Source organism: Pseudomonas sp. FG36 (genome assembly GCF_057809275.1).
In genome coordinates this window covers 212256-229902 of the sequence record NZ_JBMDJQ010000001.1, presented here as the reverse complement: position 1 = coordinate 229902, position 17647 = coordinate 212256, and the positions used below count along the sequence as shown (strand labels likewise).

The following is a 17647-nucleotide window of genomic DNA, read 5'->3' as shown; positions in this document are numbered from 1 at the left end:
GCGCGGGTGCTCCTCCACTGCCCTTTCGACAATGACAACAATTGAGCAAGAGGTACGTATGGAATTCAAGTTTTTACTCCCCAGCAAGATTGTGATGGAACCTGGCCTGCGCGAGCGCACCGGTGAACATCTCCAGGGCCTTGGCCTGGCGCGGGTGCTGATCGTGACTGATGCCGGGGTCAAGGCCGCCGGCCTGCTGGACAGCGTCTATGCCAGCCTGGACAAGGCAGGGATCGCCTACGAGGAAGTCGCGGACATCAAGGCCAACCCGCGCAGCGAAGACATCAACCGCACCGCGCAGCAGTATCGTGGCAAAGGCATCGACGGCCTGCTGGCGGTGGGCGGTGGCAGCGCGATGGACGCGGCCAAGGCCATCAGCCTACTGCTCACCCACGAGGGTCGGATCGAGGACTACGAAGGGTCGTTCACCCTCACCCACGCCATACCGCCGATCGTCGCCATCCCGACCACCGCAGGCACCGGCAGCGAAGTCACCTGCTTCTCGGTGATCACCGACACCGCCCGTCATTTCAAGATGAGCGTCCATGATTACCGCGTCGGCCCCGTGTTGGCGCTGCTCGACTCCCGTATCCTCGACACCCTGCCCGCGTCGATTGCCGCCGCCACCGGCATGGATGCCCTGACCCATGCCATCGAGGCCTACACCTGCCGCGTTTCAAACCCGATCAGTGATGGCCTGGCATTGCATGCCATCCGCCTGATCAGCCAGCACCTCACGGCGGTCGTACTGGAGCCAGACAATCAAGAGGCGCGCGAGCAGATGTTGGTGGCGAGCCTGATCGCCGGCATGGCATTCGGCAACGCTGACGTCGGCAGCGTGCACTGCATCTCCGAGTCAATTGGCGGCATGTACGACACCCCGCACGGCGTCGGCAACGCGATCTTCCTGCCCTTCGTCTTCGGCCACAACCGCGATGCCGACATCCTGCGCCACGCCCAGGTGGCCTACGCCCTGGGGATCGACCCGACGCTGGCGCCGGCCGCCGCCGCCGAGGCCGCCGTGGGCCATCTGTTCCAGATGAGCAAGGACCTGGGCATCCCCTCCTTCGCCGAGGTCAAGGGCGTGCGCGAGGAGGACTTCCAGGCCATCGCCGAAAAATCCAAGCAGAACTTCTCGGACGCTAGCAATGCCAAGGCGATGTCCGTCGAGGCTTATCACGACATCATCACCACCGCTTACCACTTCGTCGCGTAGGAGGGCTGCGTCATGAGTCATTCAACCTCCAGCGCCTCGTTGAGGCGCACCTTGGGGCCGTTCTCGGTGCTGCTGTTCGGCCTGGCGTTCCTTGCCCCGCTGATCGTTTTCGGCACCTACGGCGTGATCACCCAGGCCAGCGGCAACACCACGGCGATGGCCTACCTGATCGCGGCGACCGGAGTGGTGTTCACCGCGTTGAGCTACGGGCGGCTGGTCAGGGTATTCCCGGTAGCCGGTTCGGCCTACACCTACACCCGCAAGATGCTCAATGCCAATCTCGGGTTCATGGTGGGCTGGGCCGCCCTGCTCGATTACTTCTTCATCCCGATGCTGATCTGGCTGCTCGGTGCCAGCTACCTCAACATGGCTTTTCCAGACGTTCCGCAGTGGGTGTGGATCAGCGGTTTCATCGTCACCACTTCAGTGCTCAATGTCCTGGGCATCCAGGTCGCCAATCGCTTCAACGTGCTGTTGATGGTGGCGCAACTGGCGATCATCGTCGTGTTTCTTGGCCTGTGCGTGCACTACATCGTGGCGGCCAACGGCCCTGGCGGGCTGCTGTCGGCCAAGCCGTTCTTCAACCAGGACGTGCCCTTCGCCACCAGCATGGCCGGCGCCGCCATTGCCGCCTACTCGTTCCTGGGCTTCGATGCGCTGTCCACGCTGAGCGAGGAAACCCGCGACCCGGGTCGAACGCTGCCACGCGCCATCCTGCTGGTCGCGTTGATCGGCGGCTCAGTCTACGTGGGTTCCTCGTACTTCATGTACCTGGCACACCCCTCCCCCAGCTTCGAGCAGGTGGACGGGGCCGCCTTCGAGATCGCCCGGATGATCGGCGGCGATGTGTTCTTCGCCGTGGTGCTGGCGGGGATCATCATCGCCCACTTCGCCGCGGGCATGTCGTTCCAGGCCAGCGTGGGGCGGCTGCTCTACGCCCTCGGCCGGGACAACCAGCTGCCGCGCAAGGTGTTCGGTGTCCTGCATCCGCGCTTCAAGACCCCGGCCTTCAACATCCTGCTCTGCGGCGTTTTCGGCACGGCCGGTTTTGCCTTGACGATTGCCACCGCGACGTCGCTGGTCAACTTCGGCGCGTTTGTCGCCTTCACCGCCGTCAACCTGTGTGCATTGCGGCTCACCTTCGATGCCCGGGTCAAGGATGGCGCCGGCCTGCTGCGCGGCGTGCTGTTCCCGCTCATCGGCCTGGTCACGGCCGGATGGATGCTGATCAGCCTGGATAAAGACGCGCTGATCATGGGCAGTTGCTGGCTCGGCCTGGGGCTGGTCTACCTGGCCTGTCGCACCAGCTTCTTCCGCAGCCCCGTCCCTGAGGCATTGGTATAGCGACCCCGTTTCAATCGAATGCTCTGACGACAATCACAAGGCCGGCCATTGGCCGCGCCGTTAAATGGCGAGAATCGACATGCAAAGCAAACTTCTGATCAATGGTGCCCTGGTAGCCGGCGAAGGCGACGAGCTGGCTGTGTACAACCCCTCCCTGGGCAGCGTCCTGGTGCAAACCACCGAGGCCAGCCAAGCCCAGGTCGAGGCCGCGGTGCAAGGCGCCGATGCGGCCTTCGAAGCCTGGTCGCAAACCCCGCCCAAGGACCGCGCGGCCCTGCTGCTCAAGCTCGCCGACAGCATCGATGCCCAGGCAGCGGTGTTCGCGCGCCTGGAAGCCGACAACTGCGGCAAGCCCTACACCGCCGTGCTGCAGGACGAGCTGCCGGCGGTGTCGGACGTGTTCCGCTTCTTCGCCGGCGCCGTGCGCTGCCTGCAAGGTTCGGCCGGGGGCGAGTACATCCCGGGGCACACCTCGATGATTCGTCGCGATGCGGTCGGTGTGGTCGCCTCCATCGCACCATGGAACTACCCCTTGCTGATGGCGGCCTGGAAACTCGGCCCGGCCTTGGCCGGCGGCAACACCGTGGTGCTGAAACCCTCGGAACACACGCCGATGACCACCCTGAAACTGGGTGAACTGCTGGCCGAGATCTTCCCTGCCGGCGTGGTCAATATCGTCCATGGTCGGGGGGCCACGGTTGGTGAGCCGCTGACCAGCCACGCCAAGGTGCGCATGGTGTCGCTGACCGGCTCCGTGCGCACCGGCAGCCGGATCATCGAGGGCACCGCCGACAGCGTCAAACGCATGCACATGGAACTGGGCGGCAAGGCCCCCGTGCTGATCTTCGACGATGCCGATATCGACGCGGCCGTCGAAGGCATTCGTGCCTTTGGCTTCTACAACGCAGGCCAGGACTGTACCGCTGCGTGCCGCCTGTATGTGCAGCAGTCGGTCTACCCGGAGTTCGTGCGCAAGCTCGGCGAAGCCGTGGCCAGCATCAAGTGCGGGCTGCAGGATGATCCCTCGACCGAGATGGGGCCGCTGATCACCGAAGAGCACCTGGGCCGCGTCGAGGGCTTCGTCAAGCGTGCCCGGGAAGTGCCTCATATCGAAGTCGTCACCGGTGGCAAGCGCGCCGCAGGTAGCGGGTTCTTCTTCGAACCGACGGTCCTGGCCGGGGCCCGCCAGGACGACGAGGTGGTCTGCCGGGAGATCTTCGGCCCGGTGGTGACGGTCTCGTCGTTCGAGGACGAAGCCCAGGCGCTGGCCTGGGCCAATGACTCCGACTACGGCCTGGCCTCTTCGGTGTGGACCGCCGATGTCGGCCGCGCCCATCGCCTGGCTGCGCGCATGCAATACGGCTGCACCTGGGTCAATACCCATTTCATGCTGGTGAGCGAGATGCCCCATGGCGGCGTGAAGCTGTCCGGTTATGGCAAGGACCTGTCCATGTATGGCCTGGAAGACTACACCGTGGTGCGCCACGTGATGTTCAAGCACTGATAGCGCCAAGCAAACGTTGCCCGATCACTTCAAGAGGTTATGCATGAACAACATCGAGACATTCGAACGGCTCGAGTCCAACGTGCGGATGTATTGCCGCGACCTGCCGCTGGTCTTCGATACCGCCCAGGGCAGCAAGATCCGCGGCGAGGATGGCCGCGAGTACCTGGACTTCTTCGCCGGCGCCGGTGCCCTGAACTACGGCCACAACGACCCGCGCATGCGCGATGCGCTGATCGCGTACCTGTCGGCCAACGGCGTGACCCATGCCCTGGACCTGCACACCACCACCAAGCGCCAGTTCCTCGAGGCGCTGGAACGCGACTTGCTCAAGCCGCGCGGCTGGGATTACAAAGTGCAGTTCACCGGCCCGACCGGCGCCGATGCCGTCGAGGCAGCATTGAAGCTGGCGCGCAAAGCGACCGGGCGGAGCAAGATCGTGTCGTTCTATGGTGCCTACCACGGCATGACGGCCGGTGCGCTGGCCGTTACCGGCAACCGCACCCGGCGCGGCCCGGGGCTGTCCACCGACGTGGTGTTCGTGCCCTACGAAGACAGCCCTTACGGCGCCTTCGACAGCATCGGTTTCCTCGAGCGCCTGGCCAACGACCAGGGCAGCGGCTCGGAGCTGCCGGCGGCGGTCATCGTTGAGTCGGTGCAGATCCAGGCCGGTGTCTATCCCGCCTCAAACCAATGGTTGCAGCGCCTGCGCCAGTGGACCCGGGCGCACGGGGTATTGCTGATCTGCGACGAGATCCAGGCTGGCTGCGGCCGCACCGGTGACTTCTTCGGTTTCGAGCGCTCCGGGGTGGTGCCCGACCTGATCACCTGCGCCAAATCGATCGGTGGCTATGGCCTGCCCATGGCCATCGTGTTGATCGGCGCCGGGCTGGATGTCTGGGAGCCGGGCGATCATATCGGCACCTTCCGCGGCAACCAGCTGGCGTTCCTCACCGCCCAGATCGCCCTCGGCTATTGGCGCGACGAGCAGTTCCTGAAGTTGCTGGCCGCCAACTGCGCGGCCATGGAACGCGCGGTCGCCGGCTACGTCGAGATTCCAGGAGTCGCCTCCGCGCGCTGTCGCGGCATGATCGCCGGCATCGATTTCGGTCGCGGCAACGTGGCCTTGGCCAAAGATGCCCAGCAGCGCGTGCTGCAGGCGGGCGTGCTGGTCGACCGCTGCGGGCCGAACGGCGAGATCATCAAGCTGATGCCACCGGTGAACACCCCGACCGAGCAGCTCGAACAGGGCCTCAAGGCGTTCGGCGAAGCGGTCGCGGCAGCGTTTGGTCAGTAACCGCAGGATCCTGCCGTGCGCTCCATGGCGATCCATGGGGCGCCGGCAACCTGCTCATTCGCGGGCGATCTGTGCCTGCGACAGGAACATGAACCAATGAACACGCTTACTGCAACCGCGCGCAACGATCTGGCAGCACTCATTCACCCCAACACCAACCTGGCCCAACATCAGGAAATCGGGCCGTTGGTCATCACCACAGGCGACGGTGTGCGGGTCTTCGACGAACAGGGCAATGCCTATATCGAAGCCATGTCGGGCCTGTGGAGCGTTGCCCTGGGCTTCAGCGAACAGCGCCTGGTCGACGCCGCCGTCGAGCAGCTCAGGCAACTGCCCTACTACCACAGCTTCAGCCACAAGACCAATGCCCCGGCCGCAGCGCTCGCCGCCAAGCTGGCGGAGCTTGCGCCCGGCGATCTGAACCATGTGTTCTTCACCAACTCAGGGTCCGAGGCCAACGACTCGGTGGTGAAGATGGTCTGGTACGTGAACAACGCACTGGGCAAGCCCGCCAAGAAGAAGTTCATCTCGCGCCAGCAGGCCTATCACGGCGCCACCGTCGCCTGCGCAAGCTTGAGCGGCATTCCGTCGATGCACCGCGATTTCGATCTGCCGGCCATCCCGGTGCATCACCTGACCTGCCCGAACTTCTATCGATTCGCCCGGCCTGGCGAGACCGAAGAGGCCTTTTCGGCGCGCCTGGCGGACGAGCTGGAGCACTACATCCTCGACGAGGGCCCGGAAACCATCGCGGCGTTCATCGGCGAACCGGTGATGGCCGCAGGCGGCGTGGTTCCTCCTCCCCAAGGCTACTGGGCAGTGATCCAGGCGGTGTGCAGACGCTACGACATCCTTGTGGTGATCGACGAGATCATCACCGGTTTCGGCAGGCTCGGGACGATGTTCGGCTCCGAGCTGTACGGGATCCAGCCCGATATCATGGTGCTGTCCAAGCAGCTCACCTCGTCCTATCAGCCCCTGGCCGCCGTGCTGGTGTCCGATGCCATCCATGACGTCCTGCTCAGCCAGAGCCAGCGTTTGGGAGCGTTCGCCCATGGCCTGACCTGCACGGGCCATCCCGTCGCCACTGCGGTGGCGCTGGAAAATATCCGCATCATCGAAGAGCGCGACCTGGTGGGCCAGGTCCAGCGCCTGGTCCCTGAATTCCAGCGCCGTCTGCGCGCATTCGCCGACCACCCGCTGGTGGGCGATGTGCGCGGTGTCGGGCTGGTGGGCGCCATCGAACTGGTGGCGAACAAGGCCACCGGCCAACCGTTCGCCCAGCCCGGTACCTTGGGTGGCTATGTGTTCAAACAGGCGCACAAGCACGGGCTGATCATTCGCGCCATCTACGACACGATCGCCTTCTGTCCGCCGTTGATCTGCACTCAGGCCGATATCGAGGCGATCTTCAGCGCCTTCGAACGCACGCTGGCCGACGCGACTGACTGGGCCCGCGCGCAGAACCTGTTGTAGGCGACGCACCACACTAGACACCTAAAACAAAAATCATGAGGGTTGGAATGTGAGCACACAAAATGACCAGCGCTTCGACTTCGATGTATCGGTAGTCGGGCTCGGCGCCATGGGCACGATCATGGCCCATGCATTTCTCAAGCAAGGCAAACGCGTGGCGGTGTGGAACCGATCGCCGGACAAAGCGGCGGCGCTGGTCGCCGCTGGCGCTCAGCTGTGCGACTCGGCTCACGCCGCGCTCAGCGCAAGCCCGGTCACGGTCTTCGTGCTGCTGGACGACCAGGCGACCCATGGCGTGCTTGGCATGCCGGGGGTGATGGCGGCGCTCGCAGGTCGCACAGTGGTCGATTACACCACCAACGGCCGCGACGAGGGCCTGGCGCTCCAGGCGCTGGTCAACGCCGCTGGCGGCCTGTACGTCAAAGGGATGATCGTGGCCTACCCGCGCAACGTCGGTCATCGCCAGAGCCACACCCTGCATACCGGCGATCGTGAGGGCTTCGAGCAGCATCGGGCGCTGCTCGAAGCGCTGGCCGGTCAAACGATGTTCCTGCCATGGGACGAAGCACTGGCCTTTGCCACTGTGCTCCACGCCCAGGCATTCGCCACGATGGTGGCGTTCTTCGAGGCCGTGGGCGCAAGCGAGCGCTTCGGCCTGCCGGTGGCGGAGACGGCCAGGCTGCTGCTCGACACATCACGGTTTTTCATCAGCGATGCGCTCGAGGAAGCGGTACGCCGACTCGAAGCGCAGGACTTCGCAGGCGATCAGGCCAGGCTCGATGTGCATGCCGGCGCCTTCGCCCACATCGCCCAGGCGCTGCACGCGCAAGGGGCCTGGACGCCGGTCTTCGACGCCGTATGCGGGGTCGTGCAACGGGCTGAATCCATGGGCTACGGCGATCAGGACATCGTGGCGGCCACCCAGGTGTTCGCAGCGGCCAACCCTCCCGAAACGACCGCACAAAGGACTATTTAATGGCGCGCTTTATCAAGCTTTAGCCAACGCCACGGACCAGACTCGACGGTAACTACAAAAACAAAAGCTGGAGGTTCCCATGCGTATCTTTGCCTTTCTGGTGGCCAGCGTGACACTTGCCCTGTTCCTGACGGCGGTCTACGCCCCTCAGTCTTCCATAGCCAGTCGATCCGTGGCACAAACGGCGCACGCGGCACACCCGATTGCGAGCATTGGCGATATATTCCGGGGTTACTAGCGAAGGGTCGACACCCTCTAGGGGCGCGTACGTCCGCGCCCCAACAGACGCGGCTGGCGCTTGATGCCGTGGGCCTTCTGCCAGCTCAACGGGCTCATCTGAAACCAGCGATGAAAGGCTCGGCAAAATCCGCTGGTGTCGGAATAGCCGAGCAGCGCGGCCAGCTCGCCGATGTTGGCCGAAGGCCTGGCAAGGTAGGCCTGGGCCATGGACTGACGTACCTCCTCGAGCAATTGCTGGAACGTCAGCCCTTCCTGCGTCATGGCCTGACGCAACTCGTTCGGGGTCAGCGCCATGATGCTGGCCACTTTCTGCGCCGTGGCCCGCCCACTGGGCAGCAGGTGATGCAGCAACTGCTTGATCTGGATGGCCAGCTCTTCGCCGGACAGCCGCTCCAGGCGCTGCATTCTCTTGACCACCAGTTGGTGCAACGCCTCATCACACAGGACACAGGGCTGCGCCAGCAGCGATGATTCGAACACCAGGGCGACACAACGCGCATTGAAGGTGGGCGGCAAGCCGAACGCCTGGGCATACAAGGCGACATCGGTACTGGCCGAGTGTCTGAGCCAGAGGGCGCTGGGGAGCCAGTGCGGGCCTGCCAGTGCGCGCATCAGTGCGATGCCCACGGCACAGGCCAGCTCCTCTGCCTGGCGAACGCCGGGCGCGTGCGCGGGGCGCACATGGTAACTGAGGGTGGTCAGGCCGTTCTCACTGTCCAGCCCGACTTCGGCCGCACCATTGTACAGGGCGTAATGGTTGCGCAATTCCAACAGCGCATCACCGACCGTGCGCGCATTGCGCAACAGATGGAGCAAGTCGCCCAACACATCGGAGGCCTGGAACAGACCATATTGCAGGCCGAACAGCGCATTACCCGAATGCCGACTGCAGGCCTCGAGCAAAGCGCAGTACTGCTGGTAGGGGAACAGATCGTCCTCGTCCTGAAAGCCTTGGCCCGGCAGGCCGACGTGCTTGAGCATCTGCCCGGGATCGAGCCCCTGCCCGGCGGCGAAGGCATGAAACCCGGTAAGGCTGATTGCCCGGACGAAGGGAACGTCAGCCATGTCGACCACGTCCGCTTTCGGCATCAAGCGCCGATACCTGGCGTATTTGACGTTTCCATTGTTGCGGGCTGAGGCCATGCCAGCGGCTGAACGCCCTGGAAAACGCGGCAAGCTGGGTGTATCCCAACAACTCCGCCACCTGCGTCAGGTTGATCGAGGCATCCCGCAGCAAGCGTGTGGCCATTGCCTGGCGGGTCTCGTCCAGCAATGCCTGGAAACTCGTGCCTTGGGTCAGGAGGTAGCGCTGCAGGCTGCGCGAGCTGATCTTCAGGTCCATGGCAATCTGTTCGACCGTGACGCGTCCCTGGGGCATGCGACTGCGCATGAGCTTTTGTACGTGCATGGGCAACGCCTCCAGCGTGATATCCGCCAGCTCGTCCTGGAACTGCCGGGTCAGTTGCAGGATGCGTTGATCCTTTGCGCCAAGCTGTGTGTCCAGCAGCTCAGGGTCGAACACCCAGGCGTTCTCCGTGCTGGAAAAACGCGGTGCCACCCCCAGCAGACGCCGGTATGCCGAAGGTTCCGCCCCCGCGCCATGGCACAGCAACAAGGCATGCGGGCGCCAGAGGTGCTTGAGCAAGCTGTGCATGAGATGCGCGCTCAGCCCCATCGCCCACTCCACGGTCTGTCGTACACAGTGAAGATCCGCATCGGTGACCTGACAGAGCAAGCGTGCATTACCGGCATGCCGTTCCAGACGAAACTCCACTGCCGTGCCGAGCACATGGCCGTACCGGACCAATGCCCTCAGCACCTCACCGACTGTGTCCGCGCTCTGAATGACATGCAGCAGGGTCCCCATCCCCCGCATGCCATGTTCAAGCCCGAACTGCAGCGCGAACAGGCGATTACCCGAACGGTGCGCAGCCAACGCCAGTAGCGCGTTGAACGGGCGGGTTTCGATTGCGCCATCGGGCTCGCCAAGGGCAAGCGAAACCTCTGCAAGCAGCGCATGAGGCTCGAGCCCCTGGGCCAGGGCGAAGTCGTCGAATCCAAGTAACGCGGTACCCAGGATGTAGGACGTCATCAGTGAAGGTCCGGCTCATGAATGTCGGTTCACAGGCAGGTACAGTGCCTACCTGTATTTTGGCGGATAGTGTGAAGCTTTTCCTCCGCTCGATATAGCAGACTTGAGCGAGCCGGCGGCCGATCGGGAGGGTGACCACGCATCACCCTTCCGGCCGGTCACTGGCTGCAGCGGCCGCCTGGCGAGCCCATTCGCGCAGGACGAATTTCTGGATCTTGCCGGTGGCCGTCTTCGGCAACGCCACCAACGACACATGCCGCGGCGCCTTGAAGTGCGCCAGGCGCTCGCGACACCAGCGGATCAGCTCTTCGCCGGTGATATCCCCCTGGGCCTCGGCACACAGGGTGACGAAGGCATGCGGGGTTTCGCCCCAGCGCGAATCGGGCCGCGCCACCACGGCGGCCTCGAGCACCTCGGGATGCTGGTAGAGCACCTCCTCGATCTCCAGCGAACTGATGTTCTCGCCGCCGGAAATGATGATGTCCTTGGCCCGGTCCTTGATCTCCACATAGCCATCGGGGTGCAGCACGGCGAGGTCGCCCGTGTGCAGCCAGCCGCCAGCCAGGGCGCTGCGGGTGGCTTCGGGGTTGTGCAGGTAGCCTTTCATCACCGTGTTGCCGCGCACCACCAGCTCGCCCAGGGTCGCCCCGTCGGCGGGCACTGGCTGGCCGCTATCGGTATCCAGCACCGTGGCGTCCTCGAGCATCGGATGGGCCACGCCCTGGCGACTCATGAACCGCGCGCGAGCCTCCAGCGGCAGCTCGTCGACGCCTGGCTGCCACAGGCACAAGGTACTGGGGCCATAGCTTTCGGTCATGCCATAGGCATGGGTGATGCTGAAACCGCGCGCCTCCATGGCGGCGATCACCGCGCTGGGCGGTGCGGCGCCACCGGTGATCACCGACACCGCCTGGGACGGCGCGGCGCTTGCCGGAGCATGGATCAGCATCGACATCACCACCGGCGCGGCGCTCAGGTGGGTCACGCCATGCGCGGCGATGGCGGCGTGAATCGCCTCGGGCTGCACCTTGCGCAGGCACACATGGCTGCCGCCCGACAGGGTCACTGCCCAGGTATGGCTCCAGCCGTTGCAGTGGAACATCGGCAGGGTCCACAGGTAGACGCTGCGCGGGCCGAGCTGGAAGATCAGCGCCCCGGCGCAGGCATTGAGGTAGGCACCGCGGTGATGCAGCACCACGCCCTTGGGATCGCCGGTGGTGCCGGAGGTGTAGTTGATGGCGATCGACTGCCATTCGTTGTGCGGCGCGCTCAACGGCCGGTTGCCATCGCCCTGGGCCAGGAAGCTTTCGTAGTCCAGGTCCGGCGCCAGGTCGGCGCCCTCGGCCTGGGCATCATCGATGCCCACCAGCAGCGGAGGCGTGTCCAGCATCGCCAGCGCCTGGTGGACCACCGCGCCGAATTCGCGATCGCACAACAGAACCCTGGCCGCGCAATGGCGCAGGATGAACGCGATGCTGCGCGCCTCCAGGCGGATATTGATGCACACCAGCACGGCACCCGCGCCGGGCACGCCATAGTGCGCCTCGAGCATCTCGGGGATGTTCGGCGCCAGGATCGCCACGCGCTCGCCCGGCTGCACGCCGACCCGCTCCAGGGCGCTGGCCAGGGCCCGGCTGCGCTGGTGCAACTGCTGGTAGGTGTAGCGACGGTCGCCGTACACCACTGCGTCGCGCTGCGGATAGACCTGCGCGGCGCGCTTGAGAAACGACAGTGGCGACAGCGGCACGTGGTTGGCCGCATTCGGGGCCAGTTCGTGTTCCAGGCTCGGGTTCATCATGACGGGTCCCTCGTCCATGGGCAGTTCAACGGTTGCACGCACATAACTACCTCTGTTTCTTGTTGTTCTTGACTGGCACGGCTGGTGCCATTCATCGCGGGGTTTGCAAGGCTGGGCGGTGTATCTACAGGCTGCTGCACAGGTGGCCGCCATCGACCACGATCTCGCTGCCGCTCATGCCGCGGCCGGCGTCACTGGCGAGCAGCAGCAAGGCGCCGTCCAGATCCGCCGGCTGGCTGAAGCGCCGGCTCGGAATACGCGCGCGCAATTTCTGCCCCGCGTCGCTGGCCAGGAACGCCTCGTTCAGGTCGGTCATCACGTATCCCGGCGCCAGGGCGTTCACGCGGATGCCATGGCGCGCCAGCTCCAGGGCCATGGCCCGGGTCAGGTGCGCCAGGCCGGCCTTGGCCGCCAGATAAGGGCCGACGGCGCCAGCCACCCGGCTGGTGAGGATCGAGGTGACGTTGATCAGGCTGCCGCCCTGCCCTGCGGCGACCATGCGCCGCGCACTTTCCTGGGCCACCGTCCAGGCGCCCTTGAGGTTGGTGTCGAGCACGCGGTCCCAACTGTCATCGTCGCAGTCGAGCAGCGCCTGGCTGTCGCTCACCCCGGCATTGTTGACCAGCACATCCAGCGGACCGGCGGCATCGAGCACCCGGCAGACATCGTCGCGGCTGGTCACATCGAGGGCAAAGGCGCGGGCACGGCCGCCGCTGGCCTGGATGGTCTCGACCAGGGCCTGCAACGGCGCCTCGCGCCGGGCGCTCACCAGCACCTCGGCGCCGGCGGCCGCCAGGGTCTGGGCAAAGTGCCGGCCCAGGCCACTGGAGGCCCCGGTCACCAGGGCGCGACGGCCATCAAGAGAGAACAGTCGAGCAAGCTGCGGCTGCATCAGTGACCTCCCGGGCGCTGGTCGAGAAGCTTCTTCGCCAGGCTCATGCGGTGCACTTCGCTCGGACCGTCATAGATGCGGAACGGCCGGATATCGCGGAAGATCCGCTCCACCACCGTGTCCCCGGTCACCCCGCGCCCGCCCAGCACCTGCATCGAGCGATCGACCACCCGCCACAGCGCCTCGGAGCTGATCACCTTGGCCATGCTCGAGTCGACATTGCCCCGCTCGCCCTGGTCGAGTACCCAGGCGCAGTGCCATACCGCCAGGCGCACCACATGCATGTCCATCTGGTTGTCGGCGAGCATGAAACCGACACCCTGGTGCTCGCCCAACGATTTGCCGAAGGCGTCGCGGGTGCGCGCATGGTCGCAGGCGATGTCGTGGGCACGACGCGCGGCGCCAAGCCAGCGCATGCAGTGGGTCAGCCGTGCCGGCGCCAGACGCACCTGGGCATAGCGGAAGCCCTTGCCGATCTCGCCGAGCACATCGCTCGCCGGGATGCGCAGGTTGTCGAAACGCAGCTGCCCATGGCCACCAGTGAAGCAGCTGTCCAGCGAGTCCAGCTGCCGTTCGTGGACGATGCCCTCACGCCGCATGTCGCTCAGGAACATGGTCGCCGTGCCGTCTTCCATGCGCGCCATGATGATCGCGAAATCGGCGCCGTCAGCGCCGGTGATCAACCACTTGCGGCCGCTGATCAGGTAATCGTCGCCATCGCGGGTGGCGGTGGTGCGCAGCATCGACGGATCCGAGCCCGAGCCCGGCGCAGGCTCGGTCATGGCGAAGCACGAGCGCGCCCGGCCCTGGACCAGCGGGCGCAGCCAGCGGTCCTTCTGCGCCTCGGTGGCGACCACGTCCATCAGGTGGATATTGCCTTCGTCGGGTGCGTGGATATTCAGCGCCACCGGCCCCAAGGGCGAATAGCCGGCCTCTTCGAAGACGATCGCCTTGGCCACATGGCTCAGGCCCATGCCGCCCATCTCGGGGCTGGCATGCGGGGTCAGCAGCCCGGCGATGCGGGCCTTTTCCAGCAGGTCCTGGCGCAAGTCGTCGCTGGGGCCGTGACGGTCCTGACGCGGGTCTTTCTCGAACGGAATCACGTGATTGGCGATGAAGTCTCGCGTTTTTGCCTGCAAGGTCAGCAGGTCGTCCGACAGGGTGAAGTTCATGGTTGTCCTTCTATGCGTTTTCAGTCTTGGAAATCGGGCAGTGGCTACCGGCGTTCAAGGCATGGCCTTGGGGTTGCTGATAGACAGGCGGGCAAGCGTCGTCTGGCGTAGCGCCTCGACCAGAGTCCGGCGGGCCTGCGGCGCGTCGTGGCGACCTTCGCGGATGGCCTGGGCCAGCTGCTGTCGGGTGTCGGCCAGGGTCGCCGGCGGCGCCTCGAGCAAGGCGCCGAGACGGGCGTGCTCCTGGGCGCCCAGCTCGCCTTGCAGGCGGCTTTCACGCGCGGCGATGGCCATGGCGTTGGCGATCATCAGCGCCGGGTAGCGCAGCTCGCCGGACAGCGCGGGCAACACCTGCTCCAGCAAGGTCTGGCGGGCGATGTCGAGCAGTTGCGCGGCATTGGGTTGGGTCATGGCGCCTCGGCTCCGGTCATGTTCAGGATGTCGAGCTCCAGCTCCGGCAGCAGGCGCGCGGTCAGAGCCAGTTCGAGGGAAGGTTCTTCGCCGGACAGGTGGCGTTGCCCTTGTTGCAGGGCGATCACCGCCCAGCGCAAGGTGGCCATGACCTGCCAGTAGTGCAGTTGGCTGGGTTCGATGGCCAGGGTGGACACTTCGTGATAACCGCGCAGGAAGTCCGCGAGCAGGCCGATGCCGCCCGCTTCCAGGTCGGGGCGGGTAAAACGCCAGCAACGGGCGCTGAACCAGCCGAGGTCCTCGCAGGGGTCGCCCCAGCCACTGAATTCCCAATCGAGCACCGCCTCCAGCCCCTGTTCGCTGGCCAGGTAGTTGCCGGTGCGGTAGTCGCGGTGCAGCAGGCACAGGGCCTGACTGCGCGGCGCATGCAGCTCGCACCAGCGCAGGCCCCACTCCAGGGCCGGGTAGGCCTGGTCGAGGGTGTCGAGGTAGCGCCGGTAGGCCCTGAGGGTGGCCAGGGCGGGTGAGCCCTGGGGTATCGGCAAAAAGTCCAGCGCCGCGCACGGGGGGCGCACCTGATGCAGGCGCGCCAGGTTGGCGCCCAACTGCGCCGCCAGCCCGCCCTGCCCTTGCGCACCGGCCTGGGCGCTGAGCAGGCGCCCGGCGGCGATGCCCGGCACGTACTCCATGAGGAAGAACACCCGCCCATGCACCCGCGTGTCACGGCACAGCCAGAGCGGTCGCGGTACCTTGACCCCGGCCTGGTAGACCACCTGCAGCACGGCGAACTCCTGTTCGCGGCCTAGGCTGGCCGGCAGCGCCGACAGTGCGTCACTGCGCAGGACCCAGCGCCGGCTACCGGCCCAGGGACCACCCTCGATCAACAGGTCGAGCCGCCAGTTTTCCTGGATGGCACCACCGCTCAAGCGCTTGCGCGCGGTGATGAGCACCCGCTCGGCGGCGGCGCGTTCGCGAATGAAGTCGACCAACTGCTGGTCGTTGCCGCTGGCCGCGATCGGATCACTGGCCAGGGACGTCGTGGAAGAACTGCTCATGGGTCGATGGGCCCTGCCTTCGCTGTTGAATTGGCAACAGGGCCAGAGCAAAGCCTGGGCCAACTGTCGACCATCCACCTGCAAGCCCCATGACGCCTGGGTTTGGGTATGTCCTGGCAGTGCCCGGTTGGACAATCTTCATTTCACTTGTGCAAGGCATTCATTCACTATTGAAATATTGCAACAATGAACAGGGCCCGCCATGCATTCCCCCGCCTCCAAGGTCGTCGTGCTGATCAGCCACCTGCAACGCCCTCGGCAGCGCAGCCGTCTCGCCCAGGTCGTGAGCGGACTCACGGCGGATTACCCCGACACCCGTATCGAGGTGCTCGACACCTCGGTAGCCGAAGCGCTGCAGACCGCCCGCGAGCTGGAGCAGCGCGGCGAAGTCGATGTGTTCGTCTGCGCAGGGGCCACCGCCGCCTATCTGCGCAAGCACCTGGCCCGGCCAGTACTGGCAATGCGCGTCGGCGGCGGCGACTTGCTGCGCGCCCTGGGGCAGGCCAAGGCCCACGGCATGCAAGTGGCCGTGCTCAGCTACGACCATATCAACCAGGACCTGCAGGCATTGGCAGCGCTGTTCACCGTGCAGGTGCACCAGGCCGCCTATACCTCGCTGGAGCAAGCCCGCCAGGCCGTCGATCACGCCGCCCGGCTGGGCTGTGGCAGCATCATCGGCTCGTCTACCGTGGTGGAGCTGGCCGAACAAGCCGGCCTGCAGGGCGTGCTGTCGCTGAGCGAGGACACCGTGCGCAAGGCGCTCGAAGAGGCCCTGGGCATCCTCGACAGCCAGCGCATCGAAATTGCCAAGCGCCGCCACCTCGATGCCGTGCTGCAACATATCCCCACCGGGGTCGCGGCCGTCGACAACCAAGGCCTGGTGCAGTCGCTCAACCCGGCCCTGGCACAGTTGCTGGGGTTGCCGGCCAGCGCGGCGCTCGGCCGCCCGTTGCAGGCCCTGTGCCCCGAGCTCGACCTGCAGCAGGCCTTGCAGGATGGCACGGGCGAGGACAACCGCGTCATCCGCCTGGGCGCGCAAGCCGTGGTCAGCAACCTGCTGCCGATCCTGGAGAACGGCGAGCGCACCGGCCTGGTGCTGACCTGCCAGGACATCAGCGCGGTGCAGCGGGCCGACCAGCGCATCCGCGCCAGCCGTCGCCCCGGCGCCTTCACCGCGCGCTACCGGTTGGAACAACTGAGCGGCAACAGCAGGGCCAACCGCGAGATGCTGCAGTTGGCCGAGCGCTTCGCCGCCAGCCACTCGACCATCCTGATCACCGGCGAGAGCGGCACCGGCAAGGAACTGCTGGCCCAGGGCATCCATAATGCAAGCCCGCGCCGGCAAGGCCCCTTCGTCGCCATCAACTGCGCGGCATTTCCCGAAACACTGCTGGAGAGTGAACTGTTCGGCTACGAGGAAGGCGCCTTCAGCGGTTCGCGCAAGGGCGGCAAGCCCGGGCTGTTCGAGGCCGCGCACCGCGGCACGCTGTTCCTCGATGAGATCGGTGACATGCCGGTGTCGTTGCAGACCCGCCTGCTGCGGGTGCTGCAGGAGCGCGAAGTGCTGCGCCTGGGCAGCACCGAACCGATCGCCATCGACGTGCGGATCATCGCCGCGACCCACCAGGACCTGGGCACGGCCATCGACCAGGGCAGGTTCCGCACCGACTTGTACTACCGGCTGAACATCCTGCGGCTGCAGACCACGCCTCTGCGCGAACGCCCCGAGGACATCGCCCTGATCTGCCGGAGCATCGGCCAGCGCCTGCTGGTCCAGGGGCAGCCACCAGGCGCTGCACAGGTGGTGACGGCGCTGCTGCCCTACCTGGTGCGCCATGCCTGGCCGGGCAATGTTCGTGAACTGGAGAACGTGATCGAGCGGGCGATGCTGTCGGCCCGCGAACTGCTGCGCGACGAGGGGCTGGACGAGCAGTACCTGGCGCGGGTGCTGCCCGAGCTGTGCCAGGGCCAGTTGCCATCCCGGCGCGCCAAGGCGCCGCAAGCGTCCGACCTGCAAACGGTGGGCAAGGCCGCGCAACTGCGCCATGTGCAAGAAACCCTGGACAGTTGCCAGGGCGACCTCGACGAAGCCGCGCGCCGCCTCGGCATCAGCCGCACCACCTTGTGGCGGCGCCTGCGGGCTGCGCGTTGAGCTTTGCCATCCGCCACCGGCC

Annotated in this window: 14 protein-coding genes; 7 read left to right on the top strand and 7 right to left on the bottom strand. The window is 65.8% G+C overall.

The features are described from left to right. Positions 1-58 precede the first annotated feature (58 nt). The 6 genes from ACODS9_RS01020 to ACODS9_RS00995 all read left to right on the top strand — a co-directional run bounded on the left by ACODS9_RS01020 (position 59) and on the right by ACODS9_RS00995 (position 7813). A complete protein-coding gene (locus ACODS9_RS01020; protein WP_489093043.1) occupies positions 59-1216 on the top strand; it encodes an iron-containing alcohol dehydrogenase in 1158 nt (385 codons plus the stop codon). A 12-nt stretch (positions 1217-1228) separates the two neighbouring features. Next, positions 1229-2560: an APC family permease gene (locus tag ACODS9_RS01015; protein WP_401105296.1), complete on the top strand. Its 1332-nt coding sequence runs from the start codon at positions 1229-1231 to the stop codon at positions 2558-2560. Positions 2561-2639: 79 nt separating this feature from the next. Further along, on the top strand, positions 2640-4064 hold the full coding sequence (locus tag ACODS9_RS01010; protein ID WP_489093042.1) for a gamma-aminobutyraldehyde dehydrogenase: 1425 nt from the start codon (positions 2640-2642) through the stop codon (positions 4062-4064). Positions 4065-4107: 43 nt separating this feature from the next. Further along, a complete protein-coding gene (locus ACODS9_RS01005) occupies positions 4108-5361 on the top strand; it encodes an aspartate aminotransferase family protein (RefSeq protein WP_489093041.1) in 1254 nt (417 codons plus the stop codon). A gap of 96 nt (positions 5362-5457) precedes the next feature. After that, positions 5458-6837 (top strand): aspartate aminotransferase family protein, encoded by a 1380-nt coding sequence (locus ACODS9_RS01000; RefSeq protein ID WP_489093040.1) that lies wholly within the window; start codon positions 5458-5460, stop codon positions 6835-6837. Positions 6838-6886: 49 nt separating this feature from the next. Further along, positions 6887-7813, top strand: a complete 927-nt coding sequence (locus ACODS9_RS00995) for an NAD(P)-dependent oxidoreductase (RefSeq protein WP_489093039.1) — start codon at positions 6887-6889, stop codon at positions 7811-7813. A 255-nt stretch (positions 7814-8068) separates the two neighbouring features. Here ACODS9_RS00995 and ACODS9_RS00990 read toward each other — a convergent pair whose 3' ends face one another. The 7 genes from ACODS9_RS00990 to ACODS9_RS00960 all read right to left on the bottom strand — a co-directional run bounded on the left by ACODS9_RS00990 (position 8069) and on the right by ACODS9_RS00960 (position 15473). Then, positions 8069-9118 (bottom strand): AraC family transcriptional regulator, encoded by a 1050-nt coding sequence (locus tag ACODS9_RS00990; protein ID WP_489093038.1) that lies wholly within the window; start codon positions 9116-9118, stop codon positions 8069-8071. Continuing rightward, positions 9111-10145 (bottom strand): AraC family transcriptional regulator, encoded by a 1035-nt coding sequence (locus tag ACODS9_RS00985; RefSeq protein WP_489093037.1) that lies wholly within the window; start codon positions 10143-10145, stop codon positions 9111-9113. The genes ACODS9_RS00990 and ACODS9_RS00985 overlap by 8 nt, the downstream gene beginning before the upstream one ends. 142 nt (positions 10146-10287) lie before the next feature. Further along, positions 10288-11961, bottom strand: coding sequence for a long-chain-fatty-acid--CoA ligase (locus ACODS9_RS00980; RefSeq protein ID WP_489093036.1), 1674 nt, complete (start codon positions 11959-11961; stop codon positions 10288-10290). Between the two features lie 106 nt (positions 11962-12067). After that, the gene (locus ACODS9_RS00975) at positions 12068-12835 is read right to left on the bottom strand and encodes an SDR family NAD(P)-dependent oxidoreductase (RefSeq protein WP_489093035.1); all 768 of its coding nucleotides are present in this window, start codon (positions 12833-12835) and stop codon (positions 12068-12070) included. Then, positions 12835-14007 carry an acyl-CoA dehydrogenase family protein gene (locus ACODS9_RS00970; protein ID WP_489093034.1) on the bottom strand — a complete coding sequence of 391 codons (1173 nt, stop codon included), beginning with the start codon at positions 14005-14007 and terminating at the stop codon, positions 12835-12837. The genes ACODS9_RS00975 and ACODS9_RS00970 overlap by 1 nt, the downstream gene beginning before the upstream one ends. Before the next feature lie 54 nt (positions 14008-14061). Continuing rightward, positions 14062-14418: a DUF6285 domain-containing protein gene (locus tag ACODS9_RS00965; protein WP_367856100.1), complete on the bottom strand. Its 357-nt coding sequence runs from the start codon at positions 14416-14418 to the stop codon at positions 14062-14064. Next, positions 14415-15473 (bottom strand): phosphotransferase family protein, encoded by a 1059-nt coding sequence (locus ACODS9_RS00960; protein ID WP_489093033.1) that lies wholly within the window; start codon positions 15471-15473, stop codon positions 14415-14417. Before ACODS9_RS00960 ends, ACODS9_RS00965 begins: the two co-directional genes overlap by 4 nt. Positions 15474-15675: 202 nt before the next feature. Here ACODS9_RS00960 and prpR point away from each other — a divergent pair, with 202 nt between their 5' ends. Then, positions 15676-17625 (top strand): propionate catabolism operon regulatory protein PrpR, encoded by a 1950-nt coding sequence (gene prpR / locus ACODS9_RS00955; RefSeq protein ID WP_489093032.1) that lies wholly within the window; start codon positions 15676-15678, stop codon positions 17623-17625. The last annotated feature ends 22 nt before the right edge of the window (positions 17626-17647 follow it).